The sequence below is a fragment of the Pedococcus cremeus genome (genome assembly GCF_900111375.1).
In the GTDB taxonomy this organism is placed as follows: domain Bacteria; phylum Actinomycetota; class Actinomycetes; order Actinomycetales; family Dermatophilaceae; genus Pedococcus_A; species Pedococcus_A cremeus.
In genome coordinates, this window is sequence record NZ_FOHB01000001.1 from 100,108 (window position 1) to 116,518 (window position 16,411).

Sequence of the window (16,411 nt, forward strand, 5' to 3'; positions counted from 1 at the left end):
GCTCCTCGTCCCCTACCCCCGGGAAGTCATGCGCAACGCACTGCTCCGCCCGTCCGCACGTCTGGCCGCCGTCATCCTCCTCGGCTCCGCGGCCGTCGGCACGTCGACGACCTCGGCCGGCGCCGCCTCGATCGTCTACGAGTGCAAGTCCGCCTCGACCAGCTGCATCCGCTTCTCCGGCTACGCCGGCAGGTCGGTCTGGGGCTACCCGGTGAACAGCACCGGCAACAACTGCACCAACTACGCCGCCTACCGGCTCGCCCGCAACGGCGTGCCCCAGCAGAGCGGCCTGGGCAACGGCGGCGGCTGGGCGACGAACGCGAAGAAGCGCGGCTTCCGGGTGGACACCACCGCGCGCACCGGCGCCATCGCCCAGTGGAACTACGGGAGCGTCTACGCCCCGAGCGCCGGGCACGTCGGATACGTCGAGGAGGTGACGTCGAGCTACATCACCATTTCTGACTCGTCGTGGGGTGGCGGCTCGTACCGCTGGCGCATCCCCAAGGGCGACCGCAACTGGCCGAGCAACTTCATCCACTTCAAGGACACCGCCTACCAGCCGCCGGCCTCGGGCAGCTTCGTCAAGGTCCGCGAGACCGGCGAGACCTACCAGCTGGTCGGCAGGACCCCGGTCTTCGTCTCTACCTGGACGGCGTTCGGCGGCTGGAAGCCGACCCACCTGCTCAGCAGCACATCGCTGGCCTCGCTGCCGCGGTACCCGGCGGAGGGCACGTTCCTCAGGGGGGCCCAGCGCGGGGAGATCTACCGGGTCGCCGGTGGCGCGCCGGTCTACGTCTCCACGTGGAGCGCGTTCGGCAGGTCGCAGCCGACGACGACCGTGGACCAGGCGGCCATCGACAACGCCGGTGCCGGTAGTCGGTGGAACCACCTGCGGGCCAAGCCGGCCGAGGGCACGCTCATCAAGGGCGCCCAGCGGGGCGAGGTCTACCGCGTGGCCGGGGGCTCGCCTGTCTACGTCTCGGCCTGGGCCAACATCGGCGGCTGGGCCCCGTCACTCGTCGTCGACCAGGTGGCCATCGACAAGGCCGGCTCGGGCGCCCAGTGGAACCACCTCACCCACAAGCCGCGGGACGGCGCCTACCTCAAGGGCCGGACCAGCGGGCGGGTGTACCTCATGAAGTCCGGCGTGGCGCAGTACGTCTCGTCGTGGACCCAGGTCGGCGGGTGGAAGCCCTCCACGACGGTGGACCAGAAGGCCATCGACATGGCCGGGACCCGCACCCCGGTCAAGTGGAGCCACATCGCCGACACGGCGAAGCTCTGAGCGGTTGGTCCGCCGTCAGCCGCGGGCGGGGACGACCAGGACCTGACCAGCGTGCACGTGGGCGCTCGGCAGGTTGTTGGCCAGCTGAAGCTCGGCGACGGCAGCGGCGACCGGCAGGCCCGGCAGCTCCCGGACGGCGATCTCGGAGAGCGTCTGCCCCTGGGCGACCGTGACGGCGTGGTCGGCCACGGGGGCCGGCGCGGCGGCACCGGCCCGGGAGACCAGGGCCACGGTGGCGACGGCGAGGAGGACGGCCGCGACCGTCAGGGTGACGGCCAGGCGACCGGCCCGGGTGAGGCGGAGCCGGCCGGGCGCCGACGTGGGGACGGCATCGCCGGTCGGCACGAGGACCAGGCTCGGGCGGGCAGCGCGACCGGGTACGGACCCCGGCACCCGCACCGGCGCGGCGTTCAGGTCCCAAGCGGCTGCTGCACTCATGGTCTCTCCCCTCTCCTGGCCCCACGGCTGCGGGACCGTGCTGTCCGAACGGGTGTTCGAACAAGCTCCTGGTCGATTTGTAGCACGCATGTTCGAACGGTTCAAGACACGCGTCGAACACATGTTTGGCAACTGTGTTCGAACTCCATACGCTGTGCTCATGCCTCGAAGCACATCAGAGGCCACTGACAACCCATCTCGACCAGCACCCGCGCCGACCCGGTGAGACCCCGGCCCACGGCACCTGACCTGCACGAATGAGGAGCGGCATGAGCGACGACAACGTCAAGGAGCTGCCGGAGCGAGAGCGCGGCGACGGGCTCACGGTGCGCCAGCGCCGGGTCCTCGAGGTGATCCGCAACGCGGTGGACCGCCGTGGGTACCCGCCGAGCCTCCGTGAGATCGGTGAGGCCGTGGGGCTGACGAGTCCCAGCTCGGTCGCCCACCAGCTCGCGACGCTGGAGCGCAAGGGCTTCCTGCGCCGCGACCCGAACCGGCCGCGCGCCATCGAGGTGGTCTCCCCCGACCGGGGCAAGGGCAAGGGGACCGGCCGCGGCGCGGGGCGCGCCGCCGACCTGCGTGGCTACCGGGGCGGGGCTGCAGCGGACGACGCCGACGCGGGCTACGACGAGACGGGGATCAACGACCAGCGCCCGGAGGCGTCCTACGTGCCGGTGCTGGGCCAGATCGCCGCCGGCGTGCCGATCACGGCCGAGGAGCTCGTCGAGGACGTCTTCCCGCTGCCCAAGCAGCTCGTCGGTGAGGGCCAGCTGTTCCTGCTCAAGGTGGTCGGCGACTCCATGGTCGACGCCGCCATCTGCGACGGCGACTGGGTCGTGGTGCGCCAGCAGCCGACGGCCGACAACGGCGACATCGTCGCGGCCATGCTCGACAACGAGGCGACCGTCAAGACGTTCAAGCGCAAGGACGGCAAGGTCTGGCTGCTGCCGCACAACCCGGCCTTCGAGCCGATCGACGGCGACCACGCCACCATCCTCGGCAAGGTCACGGCCGTCCTGCGCCGCGTCTGAGGGGGCAGGTGCGTCGGACGGGCTGACGCCTGAGGGCGCTGGCGAAGAAGTCGGCGCGGGGCGTCAGTCGCCGAACACCTCGAGGTAGCGGCTGACGACCTCCGTCACGTCGTCGGTGGCGGCGGCCTCCTCCCACAGCTCCCACCACTCGTTCTGGTCGGGCCGCAGCGCGCGGTGCAGGGCCTGCGAGGCCAGCTCCTCGAGCTCCTCGTCGACGTCGAGGGGGTCGCTGTCCAGCCAGGGTGGCAGGTAGCGCTCCCCCACCACGGCTTCCGGGTCCTCGCTCGCGGCCACCACGGCCGCGGCGGCCACCGCCTCGGCCATCACGGGCGCGTCGATGTACTCCTCGGTGCCGACCACGCGGCGCAGGGCCCGCAGCACCCTGACAGGGCGCTCAGCCGGCTCGGCCTCCTCGAGCTGGTCGAGGAAGTCGAGCGCGTCGTCGTTCTCGAACGGTCCGGTTCGGACGCGTGCCATGACACCACCCCATCGTCACCTGCTCGCCGACCTACTGGCGGACGGGTCGATGGTAGAACCCGGCGCCGCCGTCAGGACACCCTCTGCCGCGAGGATCTCCCCGCTGCGACAGCAGATGTCTGCCGCCGTGGGTCAGGGCAGCCGCTGCCACCAGGCGGTGTCGACCCACCGGCCGTGCTTGTGGCCCACCTCGCGCAGGACCCCCACCCGCTCGAAGCCGAGGGCCGCGTGCAGGGCCTCGCTGGCGTCGTTGGGCAGGGCGATGACGGCCATGGTGGTGTGCACGTCGGCAGCGTCCAGCCGGGCCAGCAGCTCGGTGTACAGCGCCCGCCCGAGCCCACGGCCACGCGCCGACGAGGCGAGGTAGACCGAGGTCTCGCGCGTCGCGGCATACGCCGGCCTGGGTCGGAACGGCCCCGAGTAGGCGAAGCCGCCCACGATGCCGCCCTCCTCGGCGACCAGGAAGACGTCGCGGGGGTCGGCCGCGTCGAGACGGGCGGCGAAGTGGCCCGGGCCCTTGGGCTCGGTGTCGAAGGTGCCCACGCCCTGCTCCACCTCGACGTTGTAGATAGCGGCCACGGCGGCCAGGTCTGCCTCGTGGGCGGGACGGATCAGGGTCACACGCGCGATGCTAGGGGCATGCAGACCAGCAGCGAGTCGCGAGGCGGCCGGGGGCCGCAGATGTGGGACGAGCGGTATGCCGCGTCCGACCGGGTCTGGAGCAGCGGCCCCAACCGCGAGGTGGCGGCCATCGTCGGTGACTGGCCACCGGGACGGGCCCTGGACCTCGGCGCGGGCGAGGGGCGCCACGCCCTCTGGCTGGCCGAGCGCGGGTGGCAGGTGACCGCCGTCGACTTCTCCGCGGTCGGCATCGACCGCGGGCGCGAGGAGGGTCGCAGCCGGGGCGTGGAGGTCGAGTGGGTGGTCGCCGACGTCACCGCGTGGGAACCGCCGGCCGGCACTGCCTTCGACCTCGTCCTCGTCGCCTACCTGCACGTCCCGGAGGACGTCTTCTCGCGGCTCGGCCAGTGGCTCTCCCCCGGCGGCGCGCTGGTCGTGGTCGGGCACGCCCTGCGCAACCTGACCGAGGGTGTCGGCGGCCCGCAGGACCCGAGCATCCTGCACACCACCGAGCAGCTGCGGGCGTCCGCGTCCGGGCTCGAGGTCGAGCGCTGCGAGGAGGTGCTGCGCCCCACCGACGCCGGCGACGCGATCGACGTGGTGCTGGTGGCCAGGCGACCCGCCGACCGGGCCGCCGGCTAGGCAGCGAGCCGGCTGACCAGCTCGGTGAGCGTCGTCCCGAGAGGCGCGTCGAGCCGGTGCGTCGCCTCCCCGTCCCCGCGCGTGGGTCCGTGCGTGATGATGCCGACCGGTATGCCGTGCGCGGCGGCCCGCCGCACGAAGCGGTAGCCGGACATCACCTTCAGGGACGACCCGAGGACGAGCAGAGCACGGGCGCGCTCGGTGAGGCTGAAGCAGTGCTCCACCACCGGCTTGGGCACCGACTCGCCGAAGAAGACGACGTCGGGCTTGAGGGTGTCGCGCCCGCAGACGAGGCAGAGCGGCACGACGAAGTCCTCGACGTCGAGGGCGTTCAGGGCGATGTCGCCGTCGGGGCGGATCTCGTTGCTGCTGACCTCGTAGCCCGGGTTGGCCTGGCGCATGCGCTCGTCGAGGTCCCACCGGCTGGTGCGGTCACCGCAGGTCAGGCAGACCACCCGCTCCAGGGCGCCGTGCAGCTCGGTGACCTCCGCCGCCCCGGCCGCCTGGTGGAGGCCGTCGACGTTCTGCGTGATGACCGGGCCGACGATCCCCGCGCGCTGGAGGGTGGCGACGGCACGGTGGCCGGCGTTGGGGCCGGCGCTGGAGAACCGCTGCCACCCGACGTAGCTGCGCGCCCAGTAGCGCTGGCGCGCGGTCGACGACCCGACGAACTCGGAGTACTGCATGGGCTGCACGCGCCGCTTGCCGTCGGGTCCGCGGTAGTCCGGGATCCCGGACTCCGTGCTGATCCCGGCGCCCGTGAGGACGAGCACGTCGCCGCCGGCCAGCAGGTCGACGAACTCGTCGAGGACGGTGGCAACGCCGGGCATGCCCACCAGTATGCGTCAGGGGTCACCGCCTGCCGCAGTGCGGCCGTGTGGCAGGGTCGTCGACCATGAGCGTCCTCGACATCGCGATCAACCGGCTCGACGGCACCCCGGCGACGGTGGGCCAGCTGACGGAGGGAAAGCCCGCGCTGCTGGTCAACGTGGCGAGCCAGTGCGGGCTCACGCCGCAGTACACCGGGCTCGAGGAGCTGCAGCGCGAGTACGGTCCCCGTGGGTTCACCGTGGTCGGCATCCCATGCAACCAGTTCGGCGGCCAGGAGCCCGGCACCGCGGAGGAGATCGCCGAGTTCTGCTCGGCGACCTACGGCGCCACCTTCCCCATGACGGAGAAGGTCGAGGTCAACGGCCCCGGACGCCACCCCCTCTACGAGGAGCTCACCGCGACGGCGGACGACGAAGGGCGCGACGGTGACGTGACGTGGAACTTCGAGAAGTTCCTCGTCGACGGCAAGGGCGCCGTGGTCGCACGCTTCGCTCCGCGCGTGGAGCCCGGCGACGAGCGGCTCCGCGAGCGCGTCGAGGGCCTGCTCACCGACTGAGGGCATGCCCACTCGGCCGGCCACCTGGCCGCTAAGCGGGCGGACGGTACATCACGGGTCATTCCGGATCTGGCTTCTTCGATAACATCTCGTTATCCTTGACCCATGATCGACGCAGCGGGCCTCCGCGTCATGAAAGCCATCGCCGACGAGGGCAGCTTCACCGGGGCCGCCCTCGCCCTGGGGTACTCCCAGCCCGCCATCTCCCAGATGGTGCGCCGCCTCGAGCAGCGCACCGGCACCGTGCTCGTCGAGCGCATCGGGCGCAGTGTCCGCCTGACCGAGGCCGGCCAGGTGCTCGCCCGCCACGCCGTCACGGTGCTCTCGGCGCTCGACGCCGCCGAGGAGGAGGTCGCCGCCATCGCCGGCCTGCGCGCAGGACGCGTGCGGCTCATGGCGTTCCCGTCGTCGTCGGCGACGCTGGTGCCCCGGGCGCTGGCCCTGGTCCGCGAGCGCTTCCCCGAGGTCAAGGTCACCTTCACCGAGGCCGAGCCCCCGGAGTCGCTCGCTGCCCTGCGAGCCGGTGAGTGCGACCTGGCCGTGGCGTTCGCCTACGAGGGCACCGACCTCGGCCGCGGCGAGGAGGACCTCGACCTGTTCGTGACCCAGAAGCTGCTCGACGACGAGGTGCGGCTGGCCCTGCCGAAGGACCACCCCCTCGCCGACCGCGATGTCGTCGACCTGGCCGACCTCTCCTCCGAGCCCTGGATCGCCGGGTGCCCGCGGTGCCGCGGCCACCTGCTGCAGATGTGCTCGGCCGAGGGGTTCTCCCCCGACGTCGCGTTCGAGACCGAGGACTACGTCGCCGTGCTCGGCCTCGTCGCGGAGGGCCTCGGCGTGGCCCTGATCCCCGACCTCATCCTGCGCACGGCGCACCACAGCGACGTGGTCACGCTGCCCATCCGGCCGGCGTCCCGTCGTCAGGTGCACGTGGTGACCACCCCGGACCTGCAGCGGGTGCCCGCGGTGCAGGCGACCATCGACGCCCTGGTCGAGGCCGCCAAGGCCCAGCCCCGGGTGCTCGCCAGCACCTGACCTCACCGGCTCGTCGCCACGGCGACGCCTGACCCGCGGGCCACGACCGCGACGTCGCCGCGCTGGTCGGTGCGGTAGACCACGGACCCGTTCCGCCGCAGGACCTCGAGGTGCTTCGGAGCCGGGTGGCCGTAGTCGTTGTCCTTGCCCACGCTGATGAGGGCCACCGGTGCGCTGACGGCTGCCATGAGCTCGGTGTCGAGGTTGGACGACCCGTGGTGGGGCGTCTTGACGACGTCGAGCCGTGACGCCTCCGCAGCCATGGCGGGGTCGCGGCGCAGGGCCAGGAGGACCGCGTGGGCCGCCTCGCGCTCGACGTCACCCATCAGGAGGGCGTCGACCTCGCCGCTGCGCACCGCGAGCACCACGCTGGCGTTGTTGGGCACCGAGCCGGCGCTGATCCGCCGTGCCGGCCACCACACGTCGGCGGTGACACCCGCCCAGCGCAGGCGGTCGCCGGCATACACCTCCCGCACGGGGACCCCTCGCTCCGCGGCCCAGGCCTGCACCCGCTCCCACTGGTGGGGCGGGTCGCGGACGGGCGTGGCCAGGACCTCGCGCACGTCGCGCCCGGCAAGGGCGCCCGGCAGCCCGTCGACGTGGTCGGCATGCAGATGGGTGAGGACCACCGCGTCGAGGGCGCGCACGTCGAGCCTGCGCAGGCACCGGTCGACCAGGGCCGGGTCGGGGCCGGCGTCGACGAGCACGGCGCGGCCCGGCGTGGTCGCGAGGACGAGCGCGTCGCCTTGGCCGACGTCGCAGGCCACCAGCCGCCAGCCCGGCGGTGGCCACGTCGCCGGGCTCGTCGGCACCGCCGCCGCTCCGACCACGAGGGTCACGGCGAGGGCGACGAGCGGCCGCACCCGGACGTGGTGGAGCACCCACGGGGCGACGACCAGGGCCACCGCGGTGAACGCGGCGAGCAGCACCGCGCCCGGTGCACCGTCGGGCCACGGCAGGGTGCCACCGGGCACGGTGGCACAGCTGCGGGCGACCCAGGCAATGCCGAGGGTCGGCAGGGCTCCGGCCCAGCAGAGCGCCGTGCCGAGCGGCTGCCAGATGCTGGCGGTCAGGGCCGCGGCGACGCCGGCCACGGTGGCCGGTGCGACCAGCGGCGCGGCGAGGAGGTTCGCCACCACCCCGACGGTGCTGACCGATCCCTGCAACAGCACCACCACCGGTGCGCACATCGCCTGCGCCGCAACCGGAATCGCGAGGGTCGGCCCCCAGGAGCCGATGCGGCGTGGCAGGCGCCGCCCGATGGCATCGCCCCAGCTGCGGACGAACAGCAGCAGCCCGAGGGTCGCCAGGGTGGAGAGCGCGAACCCGTAGGTGCGGCTCAGCCACGGGTCGACCAGCAGCAGGCAGAGCACCGCCGCCGCGAGCACCGGCAGCCCGGCCGCCCGCCGCGACCGGCTCAGCCCGACCAGCCCGATCGCGCCCATGGCAGCGGCGCGGATGACGCTCGGCTCCGGGCGGGCCAGCACGACGAAGCCCGCCAGCACCACCAGCGCGACAACCGGCCGCCAGAGCCTGCGGAAGCCCAGGAGCGAGGCGGCGCCGAGGGCCGCGGCCAGGACGATCGCGACGTTGGAGCCGCTGACCGCCGACAGGTGCGTCATCCCGGTGGCCAGCATGGCCTCGGTGAGGTCGGCGGGCGTCCGGCTGGTGTCGCCGATGACCAGAGCCGGCAGCAGGCCGCGGGCGTCGGCCGGCAGGGGTGCTGCCGCCGCCCGCAGTCCGGCGCGCAGGTGCTCGGCACCGCGGGCGACGAACCCGGGTGGCGTGACGAGGACCGGCGTGCCCGTCGGGCGCAGGACGGCGACGACCGGCTCCCCGCGCTCGGCCGAGAACAGGCGCCCCTGGCCGCTGAGCCGTTCCCGCCAGCGCACGCCCGCCCAGCGGTCGTCACCGACAACGAGAACCGGCGTGTGGGTGCGGCACCGCTCGCCGCGGGACGACACCTCCGTCACCGTCAGCCTGAGCAGCACCGTCTGGGAGTCACCCACGCCGCGCAGGACGGGCTCGCTGGCCACCACGCCCTCGATCCGCACCACCGCCCGATCGCGGGCCAGGTCGGCCACCGGGCCCGCTTCCCGCGACCACGAGTGCCCGGCCGAGGCCAGCAGCACCAGTGATGCCGCGGCGGCACACAGCGCCAGCCGGGTGAGGAGGTCAGGCATGCGGGCCAGCCGGCCCGTCGACCGGCGGGCCAGACGGTCCGCCGAACCGCGGGCGAGGCCGACAGCGACCAGGGCCACGACCAGCAGCGCCGCCGACAGGCCGGCCCGGACGACCGGGGCCAGGCCCAGGGTCGCAGCGGCCAGCGACCACGCGGCGAGGGCCGGCATGAGCAGGCGCAGGTCGGGCCCGGGCGACACCCTCCCCCGGCGCCCGCCCGGACGGCTCACACGGTGACCTTGTCCTGCAGCTGCGCGAACATCTTCTCGCCGATGCCACTGACCTCGCCCAGCTCGTCGACGGAGGTGAAGCGGCCGTGCTCGGTGCGCCAGTCGACGATGCGCTGCGCCAGGACGGGCCCGACGCCGGGGAGCTCCTCGAGCGCCGCGGCGGAGGCGGTGTTGAGGTTCACCGGTCCGGTCGCCGCAGCGCCTTCTCCGCCTGCGCCGCCGGACGGACCTGGTGGAGCGGGCGGCGGCGCCTCGCCGGGCTTGGGTACCCGCACCTGCTCCCCGTCGACCAGGGGGCGCGCCAGGTTCAGGGCGGTGAGGTCGGCACCGGGCAGCGCACCGCCGGCCTTGGCGAGCGCGTCACCCACCCGTCCACCGGTGGCCAGCACCACGAGTCCGGGACGGCGCACCTGTCCGACCACGTGCACGACCACACCGCGGGCGGTGGAGGTGGCACCAGTGGCAGCGGCGCCTGCAGGACCGGTGCCTCGGGCTGCGGCGGCCCCTGCCCCGTCACCGAAGCCCCCCGGGCCGGAGGTCCGCGACACCACGGAGGTCCCCCTCTCGGCCGCTGCGGTCCGCTCGACGGGCTGGGGAGCGCTGGCCGCCCGCGCCCACGCCACGCGGACACCGAAGACCGCCACCGCGAGCACGACCACGAGCACCATGCCCAGGACCGCCGCACGAGGTGCGCTCAGTCGCGCCCCGGCCAGCGCCTTCGGCACCGTCAGCAGCGCCGGCCCGGGTGGGCGGGGCCGCCGGTGCCGCCCCGGTGGGGCAGTACGCGTCGGCGCCGGACGCGACGGCACCGGAGCGCGACGTTCCCCCGCCGGCCGGTCGCGACCACCTGCAGCGGCAGGTCCGGAGGGATCGGCGTCCTGGCCGAGCAGCCACTCACGCTGAGGGAGCCACGGCTCCCCCGGGCCTCGGGGCGCCGCGGCTGGGTCTGCCGTGCCCGCGTCGCCGGCGCCCAGCAGGGCCAGCAGGCGAGGTGACGGCTCGGCGGAGCGGCGACGCGACGGCATACGGGCACGCTAGGAAGCGGCTGCCACGGCGGACCACGGGCAAGCCGCCCTTGTGGACGGTGTGACGGACCGCCGTCAGGGTGTGGACGAGTCGCGGCGCGCCGCGACCCACAGCTCGATGTTGCGGCGGTGGCGGTAGATGACGACCAGGGCCAGCACCACGCACCAGGCGCCGACGTCGCGGGTCCCGCCCGGCACCCAGCCGACCCAGGTGCCGAGGCCCAGCAGGAGCAGCACGAGGCAGGCCGAGACGGAGGCGCCGGCCACCCACCGCATGCGCCAGACCAGCACACCGAACACCACCACGATGGCGAGGGCGAACCACGGCTGCACCGCGAGGATCGCGCCGAGGGAGGTGGCCACCCCCTTGCCGCCGTGGCCGCGCAGGAACGGCGACCAGATGTGGCCGAGCACCACGGCCAGACCGGCGCACAGGGCCGGCACCGTGCCCATCACCGCCTGCACGACGACCACCGGCAGGTAGCCCTTGAGCACGTCGAGGAGCCCGACGACGACACCCCAGCGCACCCCCAGCACCCGCCCGGCGTTGGTGGCGCCGGGGTTGCCCGAGCCGGAGTGCGCGAGGTCGTGGCCGAGCACCTTGGCGACGATGGACGCGGGGTTGACCGCGCCGAGCAGGAAGGAGGCCACGAGCACCACGCCGAGCGCCAGCACCGACTCGAACAGGCCGGCGACGTCCCACTCGACGGCGAGCAGCCCGGCCGGCGTCGCCGTCGTCGCCGTCGTCGCCACCACGGTCGAGCCCGCAGCGCTCATGCCTGCGCCGGTCATGGCTGCGCCCGTCATGGCTGCGCCAGTCATGACGTCGCCAACCTGGGCGAGACGGCGACCGCGATGGTGCCCGGTCCGACGTGCGCCCCGACGACGGCGCCGAGCTCGACGACCCGCACCTCGTGGGCGTTGCCGACGCGCTCCCGCAGCCGGCGGGCTAGGTCCTCCGCCCGGGCGGCGGAGTCGAGGTGGTGCACCGAGATGTCGACCCCGTCAGAGCCCTCCGGTGCCCGTTCCGCGGCCGCCACGGCCAGCTCCTCGAGGCGGGCGAGCGCGCGGGCGGAGGTGCGCACCTTCTCCAGCGCGCTGATGTGCCCGTCCTTGAGCGACAAGATCGGCTTGATGGCCAGGGCCGAGCCGAGGAACGCCGACGCCGAGCCGATGCGCCCACCCCGCCGCAGGTGTTCCAGGGTGTCGACGTAGAACACGACTGTGGAGGCCTCGCAGCGCGCAAGTGCCTGTGCCGCAACGTCTTCCGCGGTCACACCGGCGGCCGCGGCGTCGCAGGCGGCCAGCACGGCATACCCCATCGCCATGCCGAGCGAACGCGAGTCGACCACCGTGACCGGCACCGGCGAGTGCTGTGCCGCCAGGTGGGCCGACTGCACGGTGCTCGACATCTCGCCGGAGATGTGGATCGACACGATCGCGCTGGCGCCGTTCGCGGCGGCCGCCTCGTAGGCGGCGAGGAAGGCGCTCGGCGACGGGCGGGAGGTGCTCACCGGCTTGTAGGCCCGCAGGGCCTTCGCGACCTCGGCGGTGCTGATGTCGACGCCCTCGCTGAACTCCTGCCCGGCGACGACGACGTGGAGCGGCACAACCGTGATGCCGCGCTCGGACACGACCGACGCCGGCAGGTATGCCGTGGTGTCAGTGACGATCGCGACGCTCACGCGCGCAGGCTACCCGTCGACCCCGCCGCTGCCGGGCAGGACGGGGTCGACGGGCCGGTGGCGTCAGGCCGGGACGACGTTGACGAGCTTGGGTGCGCGGACGATGACGGTGCGCACACCGTTCTCCGTCGCGGCAACCACCTTGGGCAGCGCCAGCACCTGCTCGCGCAGGTCGTCCTCGCTGATGTCGGCTGGCACCTCGATGCGGTCGCGCACCTTGCCCTTGATCTGCACCACGCAGGTCACCGTCTCCTCGACGAGCATCGACGCGTCCGCCTTCGGGAACGGCGCGAAGGCCAACGTCTCGTCGTGTCCCAGTCGCGACCACAGCTCCTCGGCGATGTGCGGGGCCAGCGGCGCCACCATCAGCACGATCTTCTCCGCCGCCTCGCGGGGCACGGCGTCGAGCTTGGTCAGCGCGTTGTTGAGCTCGATGAGCCGGGCGATGGCGGTGTTGAACGACAACGCGGCGTAGTCGCGACCGACGGCGTCGATCGTCTTGTGCAGCACCCGCGCCGTGTCGGCGTCGAGAGGCGCCTCGACGACCCGGACCTCACCGGTCTCCTCGTCGACGACGTTGCGCCACAGGCGTTGCAGGAAGCGCTGCGACCCGACGACGGCGCGCGTCTCCCACGGGCGGGACAGCTCCAGCGGACCCATGCCCATCTCGTAGACGCGGAACGTGTCGGCGCCGTACGCCTCGTACATCTCGTCGGGGCTGACGACGTTCTTCAGCGACTTGCCGATCTTTCCGTACTCACGGTTCACCGGCTGGCCCCGCCAGCTGTAGATCGGGTCGCCGCCGTACTCCCCGGCCGTCTCCTCCACCTCGGCCGCCGGGACGTACTGCCCGCGCTCGTCGGTGTAGGCGTAGGCCTGGATGTAGCCCTGGCTGAAGTACTTCCGGAACGGCTCGTCGCTGCTCAGGTGGCCCAGGTCGTGCAGCACCTTGTGCCAGAACCGGGCGTAGAGCAGGTGCAGCACCGCGTGCTCGACACCGCCGACGTACAGGTCGACACCGCCCGGGTCCTGCACGCCCGCGGGCGCACCCGCGACCGGGGTGGCGTGCGGGCCCATCCAGTAGGCCTCGTTCTCGGGGTCGACGAGGGCCTCGGTGTTGGCCGGGTCGAGGTAGCGCAGGTAGTACCAGCACGAGCCGGCCCAGTTGGGCATGGTGTTGGTCTCGCGGCGGTACTTCTGCACGCCGCGTCCGTCGCCCAGGTCGAGCTCGACCTCCACCCACTCCGGCACGCGTGACAGGGGCGGCTCCGGGCTGGAGGCGGCGTCGTCGGGGTCGAAGGTCTTGGGCGAGTAGTCGGGCACGTCGGGCAGGCTCACCGGCAGCATCGACTCGGGCACCGCGTGGGCGTTGCCCTCCTCGTCGAAGACGATGGGGAACGGCTCACCCCAGTAGCGCTGGCGCGAGAACAGCCAGTCGCGCAGCTTGTAGCTGACCGTGCCCTCACCGAAGCCCTTGGCCTCCAGCCAGGCGATGATCGTCGACTTGGCCTCGGCGACGCCCATGCCGTCGAGCGAGATCTCGTCGTTGGAGGAGTTGATCGCCGGCCCGTCGCCGGTGTACGCCTCGTCCTCGGGGTGGCCCTCGGCCGGCTGGACGGTGCGGATGATCGGCAGCTCGAACTTGGTCGCGTACTCCCAGTCGCGGTTGTCCTGCGCCGGCACGGCCATGATGGCTCCGGTGCCGTAGCCCATCAGCACGTAGTCGGCGACGAAGACCGGGACCTGCTCACCGTTGACCGGGTTGGTGGCGAAGGCCCCGGTGAAGACACCGGTCTTGTCCTTGCCCTCGGTCTGGCGCTCGACCTCGCTCTTGCGCGACGCCTGCAGCTGGTATGCCGCCACGGCCTCCTTGGGGGTCGCCGCGCCGCCGGTCCATGCCTCCTTGGTGCCGGCGGGCCAGTCCCCTTGCGAGACAATGGAGTCCAGCAGCGGGTGCTCGGGGGCCACCACCATGAACGTCGCGCCGAACAGTGTGTCGGGGCGGGTGGTGAAGACGTCGATGCTGGCGTCCTGCCCGACGACTGGGAAGGACACGCGCGCGCCCTGGCTGCGGCCGATCCAGTTGCGCTGCATCAGCTTGACCTTCTCGGGCCAGTCGACCCGGTCGAGGTCGTCGGCCAGCCGGTCGGCGTACGCGGTGATGCGCATCATCCACTGGCGCAGGTTCCGCTTGAAGACGGGGTAGTTGCCGCGCTCGGAGCGGCCCTCGTTGGTGACCTCCTCGTTGGACAGCACCGTGCCCAGGCCGGGGCACCAGTTCACCGGCGCCTCGGAGGTGTAGGCCAGCCGGTAGCCGTCGAGGATCGCGCTCTGCTCGGACGCGCTCAGCGCCACCCAGTCGCGGCCGTTCGGGGTGGGGCGCTCGCCATTGGCGAACTGCTCGACCAGCTCGGCGATCGGGCGTGCCGCGCCACGGCCACCGTCCTCGCGCTCGGCCTCCGGGTCGTACCAGCTGTTGTAGATCTGCAGGAAGATCCACTGCGTCCAGCGGTAGTAGTCGGGGTCGATGGTGGCGATGGTGCGCCGGTCGTCGTGGCCCAGGCCGAGGCGCCGCAGCTGGCGCTTCATGTTGACCATGTTCTCTTCGGTCGTCTTGCGCGGGTGCTGGCCGGTCTGCACGGCGTACTGCTCCGCGGGCAGGCCGAACGCGTCGTAGCCCAGGCAGTGCAGGACGTTCTTGCCCGTCATGCGGTTGTAGCGCGCGAAGACGTCGGTGGCGATGTAGCCCAGCGGGTGCCCGACGTGCAGCCCGGCTCCGCTCGGGTACGGGAACATGTCGAGGACGAGGAGCTTCTCGCGTCCGGCCACCTTCTCGGGCTCGGCCCAGGGGCCGGCGGGGTTCGGGGCGTGGAAGGTGCCCCACTCCTGCCAGCGGTCCTGCCAGGCGACCTCGATCTGGCCGGCCAGCTCGGCCGTGTAGCGGTGCGGCGTCTCGTTCATCTCATCCCTCGCGTCGTGGTGTCGGCTGCCGTTCTCGCACAAAAAAGCCCCTCGCGCAGGAGGGGTTCGCCGCGGTGACGTCCGTGGGTCCGGTTCGTCAGCGCGGCTGCCGAAGAAGCAGCGACCGTGCCATGCAGTCAGGTTACCGCAGCAGGCCCAGCACGATGAGCACCTGTCCGAGGTGGTAGGTGACCATGACCAGCAGCGACGCCCGTGGCCAGGGCCGCACGAACCGCGCGTGTGCCAGCACCGCGTCACTCACCATGAACACCGACGCCCCGGCGGCGACCAGCGGGCGGCCGGTGCCCCACGCCGTGACCACCATCGCGCCGATGACGAGCATGTATGCCGCGACCGCGGCTCCCATCGCTGCCCCGCCCTGGGCGGCAGCACCCACCAGCACCGGCCTCGCGACCAGCGCGACGACCACCACGACCGGCACCAGGCCCGGCAGCGCCAGCGCCAGGGTCTGCGGCCCGGCCGGAAGGAAGGCCGCCGTGTACGCGAGGTGGCCGACGAGGAAGGCCGACAGCCCTGCGAGGAACCGGCGCTCTCCGTCGCCGAGCAGGGCGACGTCGCCGACCAGTCCGAGCACGAGGCCGGCGAGGAGACGGTGCCCGGAGACGGTGTCCGCCGCACCCATCGAGAGAGCCGCGGCGAGGAGGGCCACCATGGTGAGCGGCTTGGCGAGCCGCTCGAGGCCGCGCGAGCCGCGCCACACGGCATACCAGTCGAGGACGGCGAAGCCGGCCACCAGCGCCCAGAGCACCCCAGTCACGGCCGAACCCTCCCACAGGCCGGCTGCGCCGTTGCCGTCACCCGGCAACGGCGCAGCTCGCGTCAGGTCAGTGGTGGTAGGCGTGCACCACCGCGTGGCCACGGCCCCGCGCGATGAGGGCGCGGTTGACGGGAACGGTGACGACGAACGCGATCACCAGCGAGGCGACCAGCGAGCCCCAGAACAGCAGGTCGGTCAGCCCGGCCTCCATCGCACCGGGGATGACCAGCATGCCGAGGTTGTCGATGACCTCCATGACGGTGATCGAGACGGTGTCGGCCGCGAGCGCCACGCCGAGGGCCGCCTTGAGCGGCAGGCCCGCCCGCAGCACCGGCCAGATCGTCAGCGAGTAGCCGAAGACGAAGGCCAGCACGATGGCGAGCACGATGCTCGGGCCGTTGGACCAGCCCCACCAGGTGGCGAGCGCCAGTCCGAGGACCTCACCGATGGCACAGCCGGTGAGGCAGTGGAGGGTGGCGCTGACGGCCTGCGACCACTGACCGGTGGCGGCGTGGTCGGAGTGAGACTGGACCTCGTGGTGGTGCACGTGTTCGCTCATGGCTCCTCCAACGTATACCCCCGGGGGGTGTATTCCCCTGCGGCATTCCGCGTAGCCGCCACAACGCATATTGCCG

At 72.9% G+C, this 16,411-nt stretch carries 16 protein-coding genes; 5 read left to right on the forward strand and 11 right to left on the reverse strand.

Annotation, left to right across the window (positions count from 1 at the left end; all coding sequences use genetic code 11):
• Positions 1 to 28: 28 nt before the first annotated feature.
• On the forward strand, positions 29 to 1,285 hold the full coding sequence (locus BMW78_RS00410; protein WP_091755380.1) for a CHAP domain-containing protein: 1,257 nt from the start codon (positions 29 to 31) through the stop codon (positions 1,283 to 1,285).
• Positions 1,286 to 1,300: 15 nt separating this feature from the next.
• Here BMW78_RS00410 and BMW78_RS00415 read toward each other — a convergent pair whose 3' ends face one another.
• Positions 1,301 to 1,723, reverse strand: coding sequence for a LysM peptidoglycan-binding domain-containing protein (locus tag BMW78_RS00415; protein ID WP_143056095.1), 423 nt, complete (start codon positions 1,721 to 1,723; stop codon positions 1,301 to 1,303).
• 269 nt (positions 1,724 to 1,992) lie between these two features.
• Between BMW78_RS00415 and lexA the strand changes: the two genes are divergently transcribed.
• Positions 1,993 to 2,754 carry a transcriptional repressor LexA gene (gene lexA, locus BMW78_RS00420; RefSeq protein ID WP_091755382.1) on the forward strand — a complete coding sequence of 254 codons (762 nt, stop codon included), beginning with the start codon at positions 1,993 to 1,995 and terminating at the stop codon, positions 2,752 to 2,754.
• Positions 2,755 to 2,817: 63 nt separating this feature from the next.
• On the opposite strand, the gene BMW78_RS00425 is transcribed toward lexA, so the two are convergent.
• Both BMW78_RS00425 and BMW78_RS00430 read right to left on the reverse strand, forming a co-directional pair.
• Positions 2,818 to 3,231: a DUF4259 domain-containing protein gene (locus BMW78_RS00425; RefSeq protein ID WP_091755384.1), complete on the reverse strand. Its 414-nt coding sequence runs from the start codon at positions 3,229 to 3,231 to the stop codon at positions 2,818 to 2,820.
• A gap of 132 nt (positions 3,232 to 3,363) precedes the next feature.
• A complete protein-coding gene (locus tag BMW78_RS00430; RefSeq protein ID WP_091755386.1) occupies positions 3,364 to 3,852 on the reverse strand; it encodes a GNAT family N-acetyltransferase in 489 nt (162 codons plus the stop codon).
• A gap of 18 nt (positions 3,853 to 3,870) precedes the next feature.
• Between BMW78_RS00430 and BMW78_RS00435 the strand changes: the two genes are divergently transcribed.
• On the forward strand, positions 3,871 to 4,494 hold the full coding sequence (locus BMW78_RS00435) for a class I SAM-dependent methyltransferase (RefSeq protein WP_218144183.1): 624 nt from the start codon (positions 3,871 to 3,873) through the stop codon (positions 4,492 to 4,494).
• On the opposite strand, the gene BMW78_RS00440 is transcribed toward BMW78_RS00435, so the two are convergent.
• Positions 4,491 to 5,324 (reverse strand): NAD-dependent protein deacetylase, encoded by an 834-nt coding sequence (locus tag BMW78_RS00440; protein ID WP_091756433.1) that lies wholly within the window; start codon positions 5,322 to 5,324, stop codon positions 4,491 to 4,493. The two genes, BMW78_RS00435 and BMW78_RS00440, sit on opposite strands and share 4 nt — an antisense overlap.
• Positions 5,325 to 5,389: 65 nt before the next feature.
• On the opposite strand from BMW78_RS00440, the gene BMW78_RS00445 reads away from it, so the two are divergent.
• The gene (locus BMW78_RS00445) at positions 5,390 to 5,881 is read left to right on the forward strand and encodes a glutathione peroxidase (protein WP_091755388.1); all 492 of its coding nucleotides are present in this window, start codon (positions 5,390 to 5,392) and stop codon (positions 5,879 to 5,881) included.
• A gap of 105 nt (positions 5,882 to 5,986) precedes the next feature.
• Positions 5,987 to 6,916 (forward strand): LysR family transcriptional regulator, encoded by a 930-nt coding sequence (locus BMW78_RS00450; RefSeq protein WP_091755390.1) that lies wholly within the window; start codon positions 5,987 to 5,989, stop codon positions 6,914 to 6,916.
• 2 nt (positions 6,917 to 6,918) lie between these two features.
• On the opposite strand, the gene BMW78_RS00455 is transcribed toward BMW78_RS00450, so the two are convergent.
• The 7 genes from BMW78_RS00455 to BMW78_RS00485 all read right to left on the reverse strand — a co-directional run bounded on the left by BMW78_RS00455 (position 6,919) and on the right by BMW78_RS00485 (position 16,335).
• On the reverse strand, positions 6,919 to 9,327 hold the full coding sequence (locus BMW78_RS00455; RefSeq protein ID WP_245735579.1) for a ComEC/Rec2 family competence protein: 2,409 nt from the start codon (positions 9,325 to 9,327) through the stop codon (positions 6,919 to 6,921).
• Positions 9,324 to 10,352, reverse strand: coding sequence for a ComEA family DNA-binding protein (locus tag BMW78_RS00460; RefSeq protein ID WP_245735580.1), 1,029 nt, complete (start codon positions 10,350 to 10,352; stop codon positions 9,324 to 9,326). Before BMW78_RS00460 ends, BMW78_RS00455 begins: the two co-directional genes overlap by 4 nt.
• A 75-nt stretch (positions 10,353 to 10,427) precedes the next feature.
• The gene (locus BMW78_RS00465) at positions 10,428 to 11,174 is read right to left on the reverse strand and encodes a glycerol-3-phosphate acyltransferase (protein ID WP_245735581.1); all 747 of its coding nucleotides are present in this window, start codon (positions 11,172 to 11,174) and stop codon (positions 10,428 to 10,430) included.
• Positions 11,171 to 12,037, reverse strand: a complete 867-nt coding sequence (locus BMW78_RS00470; RefSeq protein WP_091755392.1) for a DegV family protein — start codon at positions 12,035 to 12,037, stop codon at positions 11,171 to 11,173. Before BMW78_RS00470 ends, BMW78_RS00465 begins: the two co-directional genes overlap by 4 nt.
• Before the next feature lie 63 nt (positions 12,038 to 12,100).
• Positions 12,101 to 14,998: a leucine--tRNA ligase gene (gene leuS, locus BMW78_RS00475; RefSeq protein ID WP_091755394.1), complete on the reverse strand. Its 2,898-nt coding sequence runs from the start codon at positions 14,996 to 14,998 to the stop codon at positions 12,101 to 12,103.
• Between the two features lie 142 nt (positions 14,999 to 15,140).
• Positions 15,141 to 15,776 (reverse strand): lysoplasmalogenase, encoded by a 636-nt coding sequence (locus tag BMW78_RS00480; RefSeq protein ID WP_143056096.1) that lies wholly within the window; start codon positions 15,774 to 15,776, stop codon positions 15,141 to 15,143.
• 67 nt (positions 15,777 to 15,843) lie between these two features.
• Positions 15,844 to 16,335 (reverse strand): DUF4396 domain-containing protein, encoded by a 492-nt coding sequence (locus BMW78_RS00485; RefSeq protein WP_091755398.1) that lies wholly within the window; start codon positions 16,333 to 16,335, stop codon positions 15,844 to 15,846.
• Positions 16,336 to 16,411: the final 76 nt, after the last annotated feature.

Coding starts and splice junctions, on each gene's coding strand:
- BMW78_RS00410 (WP_091755380.1), top strand. CDS start 29: ATGCGCAACGCACTGCTCCGCCCGTCCGCACGTCTGGCCGCCGTCATC.
- BMW78_RS00415 (WP_143056095.1), bottom strand. CDS start 1,723: ATGAGTGCAGCAGCCGCTTGGGACCTGAACGCCGCGCCGGTGCGGGTG.
- lexA (WP_091755382.1), top strand. CDS start 1,993: ATGAGCGACGACAACGTCAAGGAGCTGCCGGAGCGAGAGCGCGGCGAC.
- BMW78_RS00425 (WP_091755384.1), bottom strand. CDS start 3,231: ATGGCACGCGTCCGAACCGGACCGTTCGAGAACGACGACGCGCTCGAC.
- BMW78_RS00435 (WP_218144183.1), top strand. CDS start 3,871: ATGCAGACCAGCAGCGAGTCGCGAGGCGGCCGGGGGCCGCAGATGTGG.
- BMW78_RS00440 (WP_091756433.1), bottom strand. CDS start 5,324: ATGCCCGGCGTTGCCACCGTCCTCGACGAGTTCGTCGACCTGCTGGCC.
- BMW78_RS00445 (WP_091755388.1), top strand. CDS start 5,390: ATGAGCGTCCTCGACATCGCGATCAACCGGCTCGACGGCACCCCGGCG.
- BMW78_RS00450 (WP_091755390.1), top strand. CDS start 5,987: ATGATCGACGCAGCGGGCCTCCGCGTCATGAAAGCCATCGCCGACGAG.
- BMW78_RS00460 (WP_245735580.1), bottom strand. CDS start 10,352: ATGCCGTCGCGTCGCCGCTCCGCCGAGCCGTCACCTCGCCTGCTGGCC.
- BMW78_RS00465 (WP_245735581.1), bottom strand. CDS start 11,174: ATGACTGGCGCAGCCATGACGGGCGCAGCCATGACCGGCGCAGGCATG.
- leuS (WP_091755394.1), bottom strand. CDS start 14,998: ATGAACGAGACGCCGCACCGCTACACGGCCGAGCTGGCCGGCCAGATC.
- BMW78_RS00485 (WP_091755398.1), bottom strand. CDS start 16,335: ATGAGCGAACACGTGCACCACCACGAGGTCCAGTCTCACTCCGACCAC.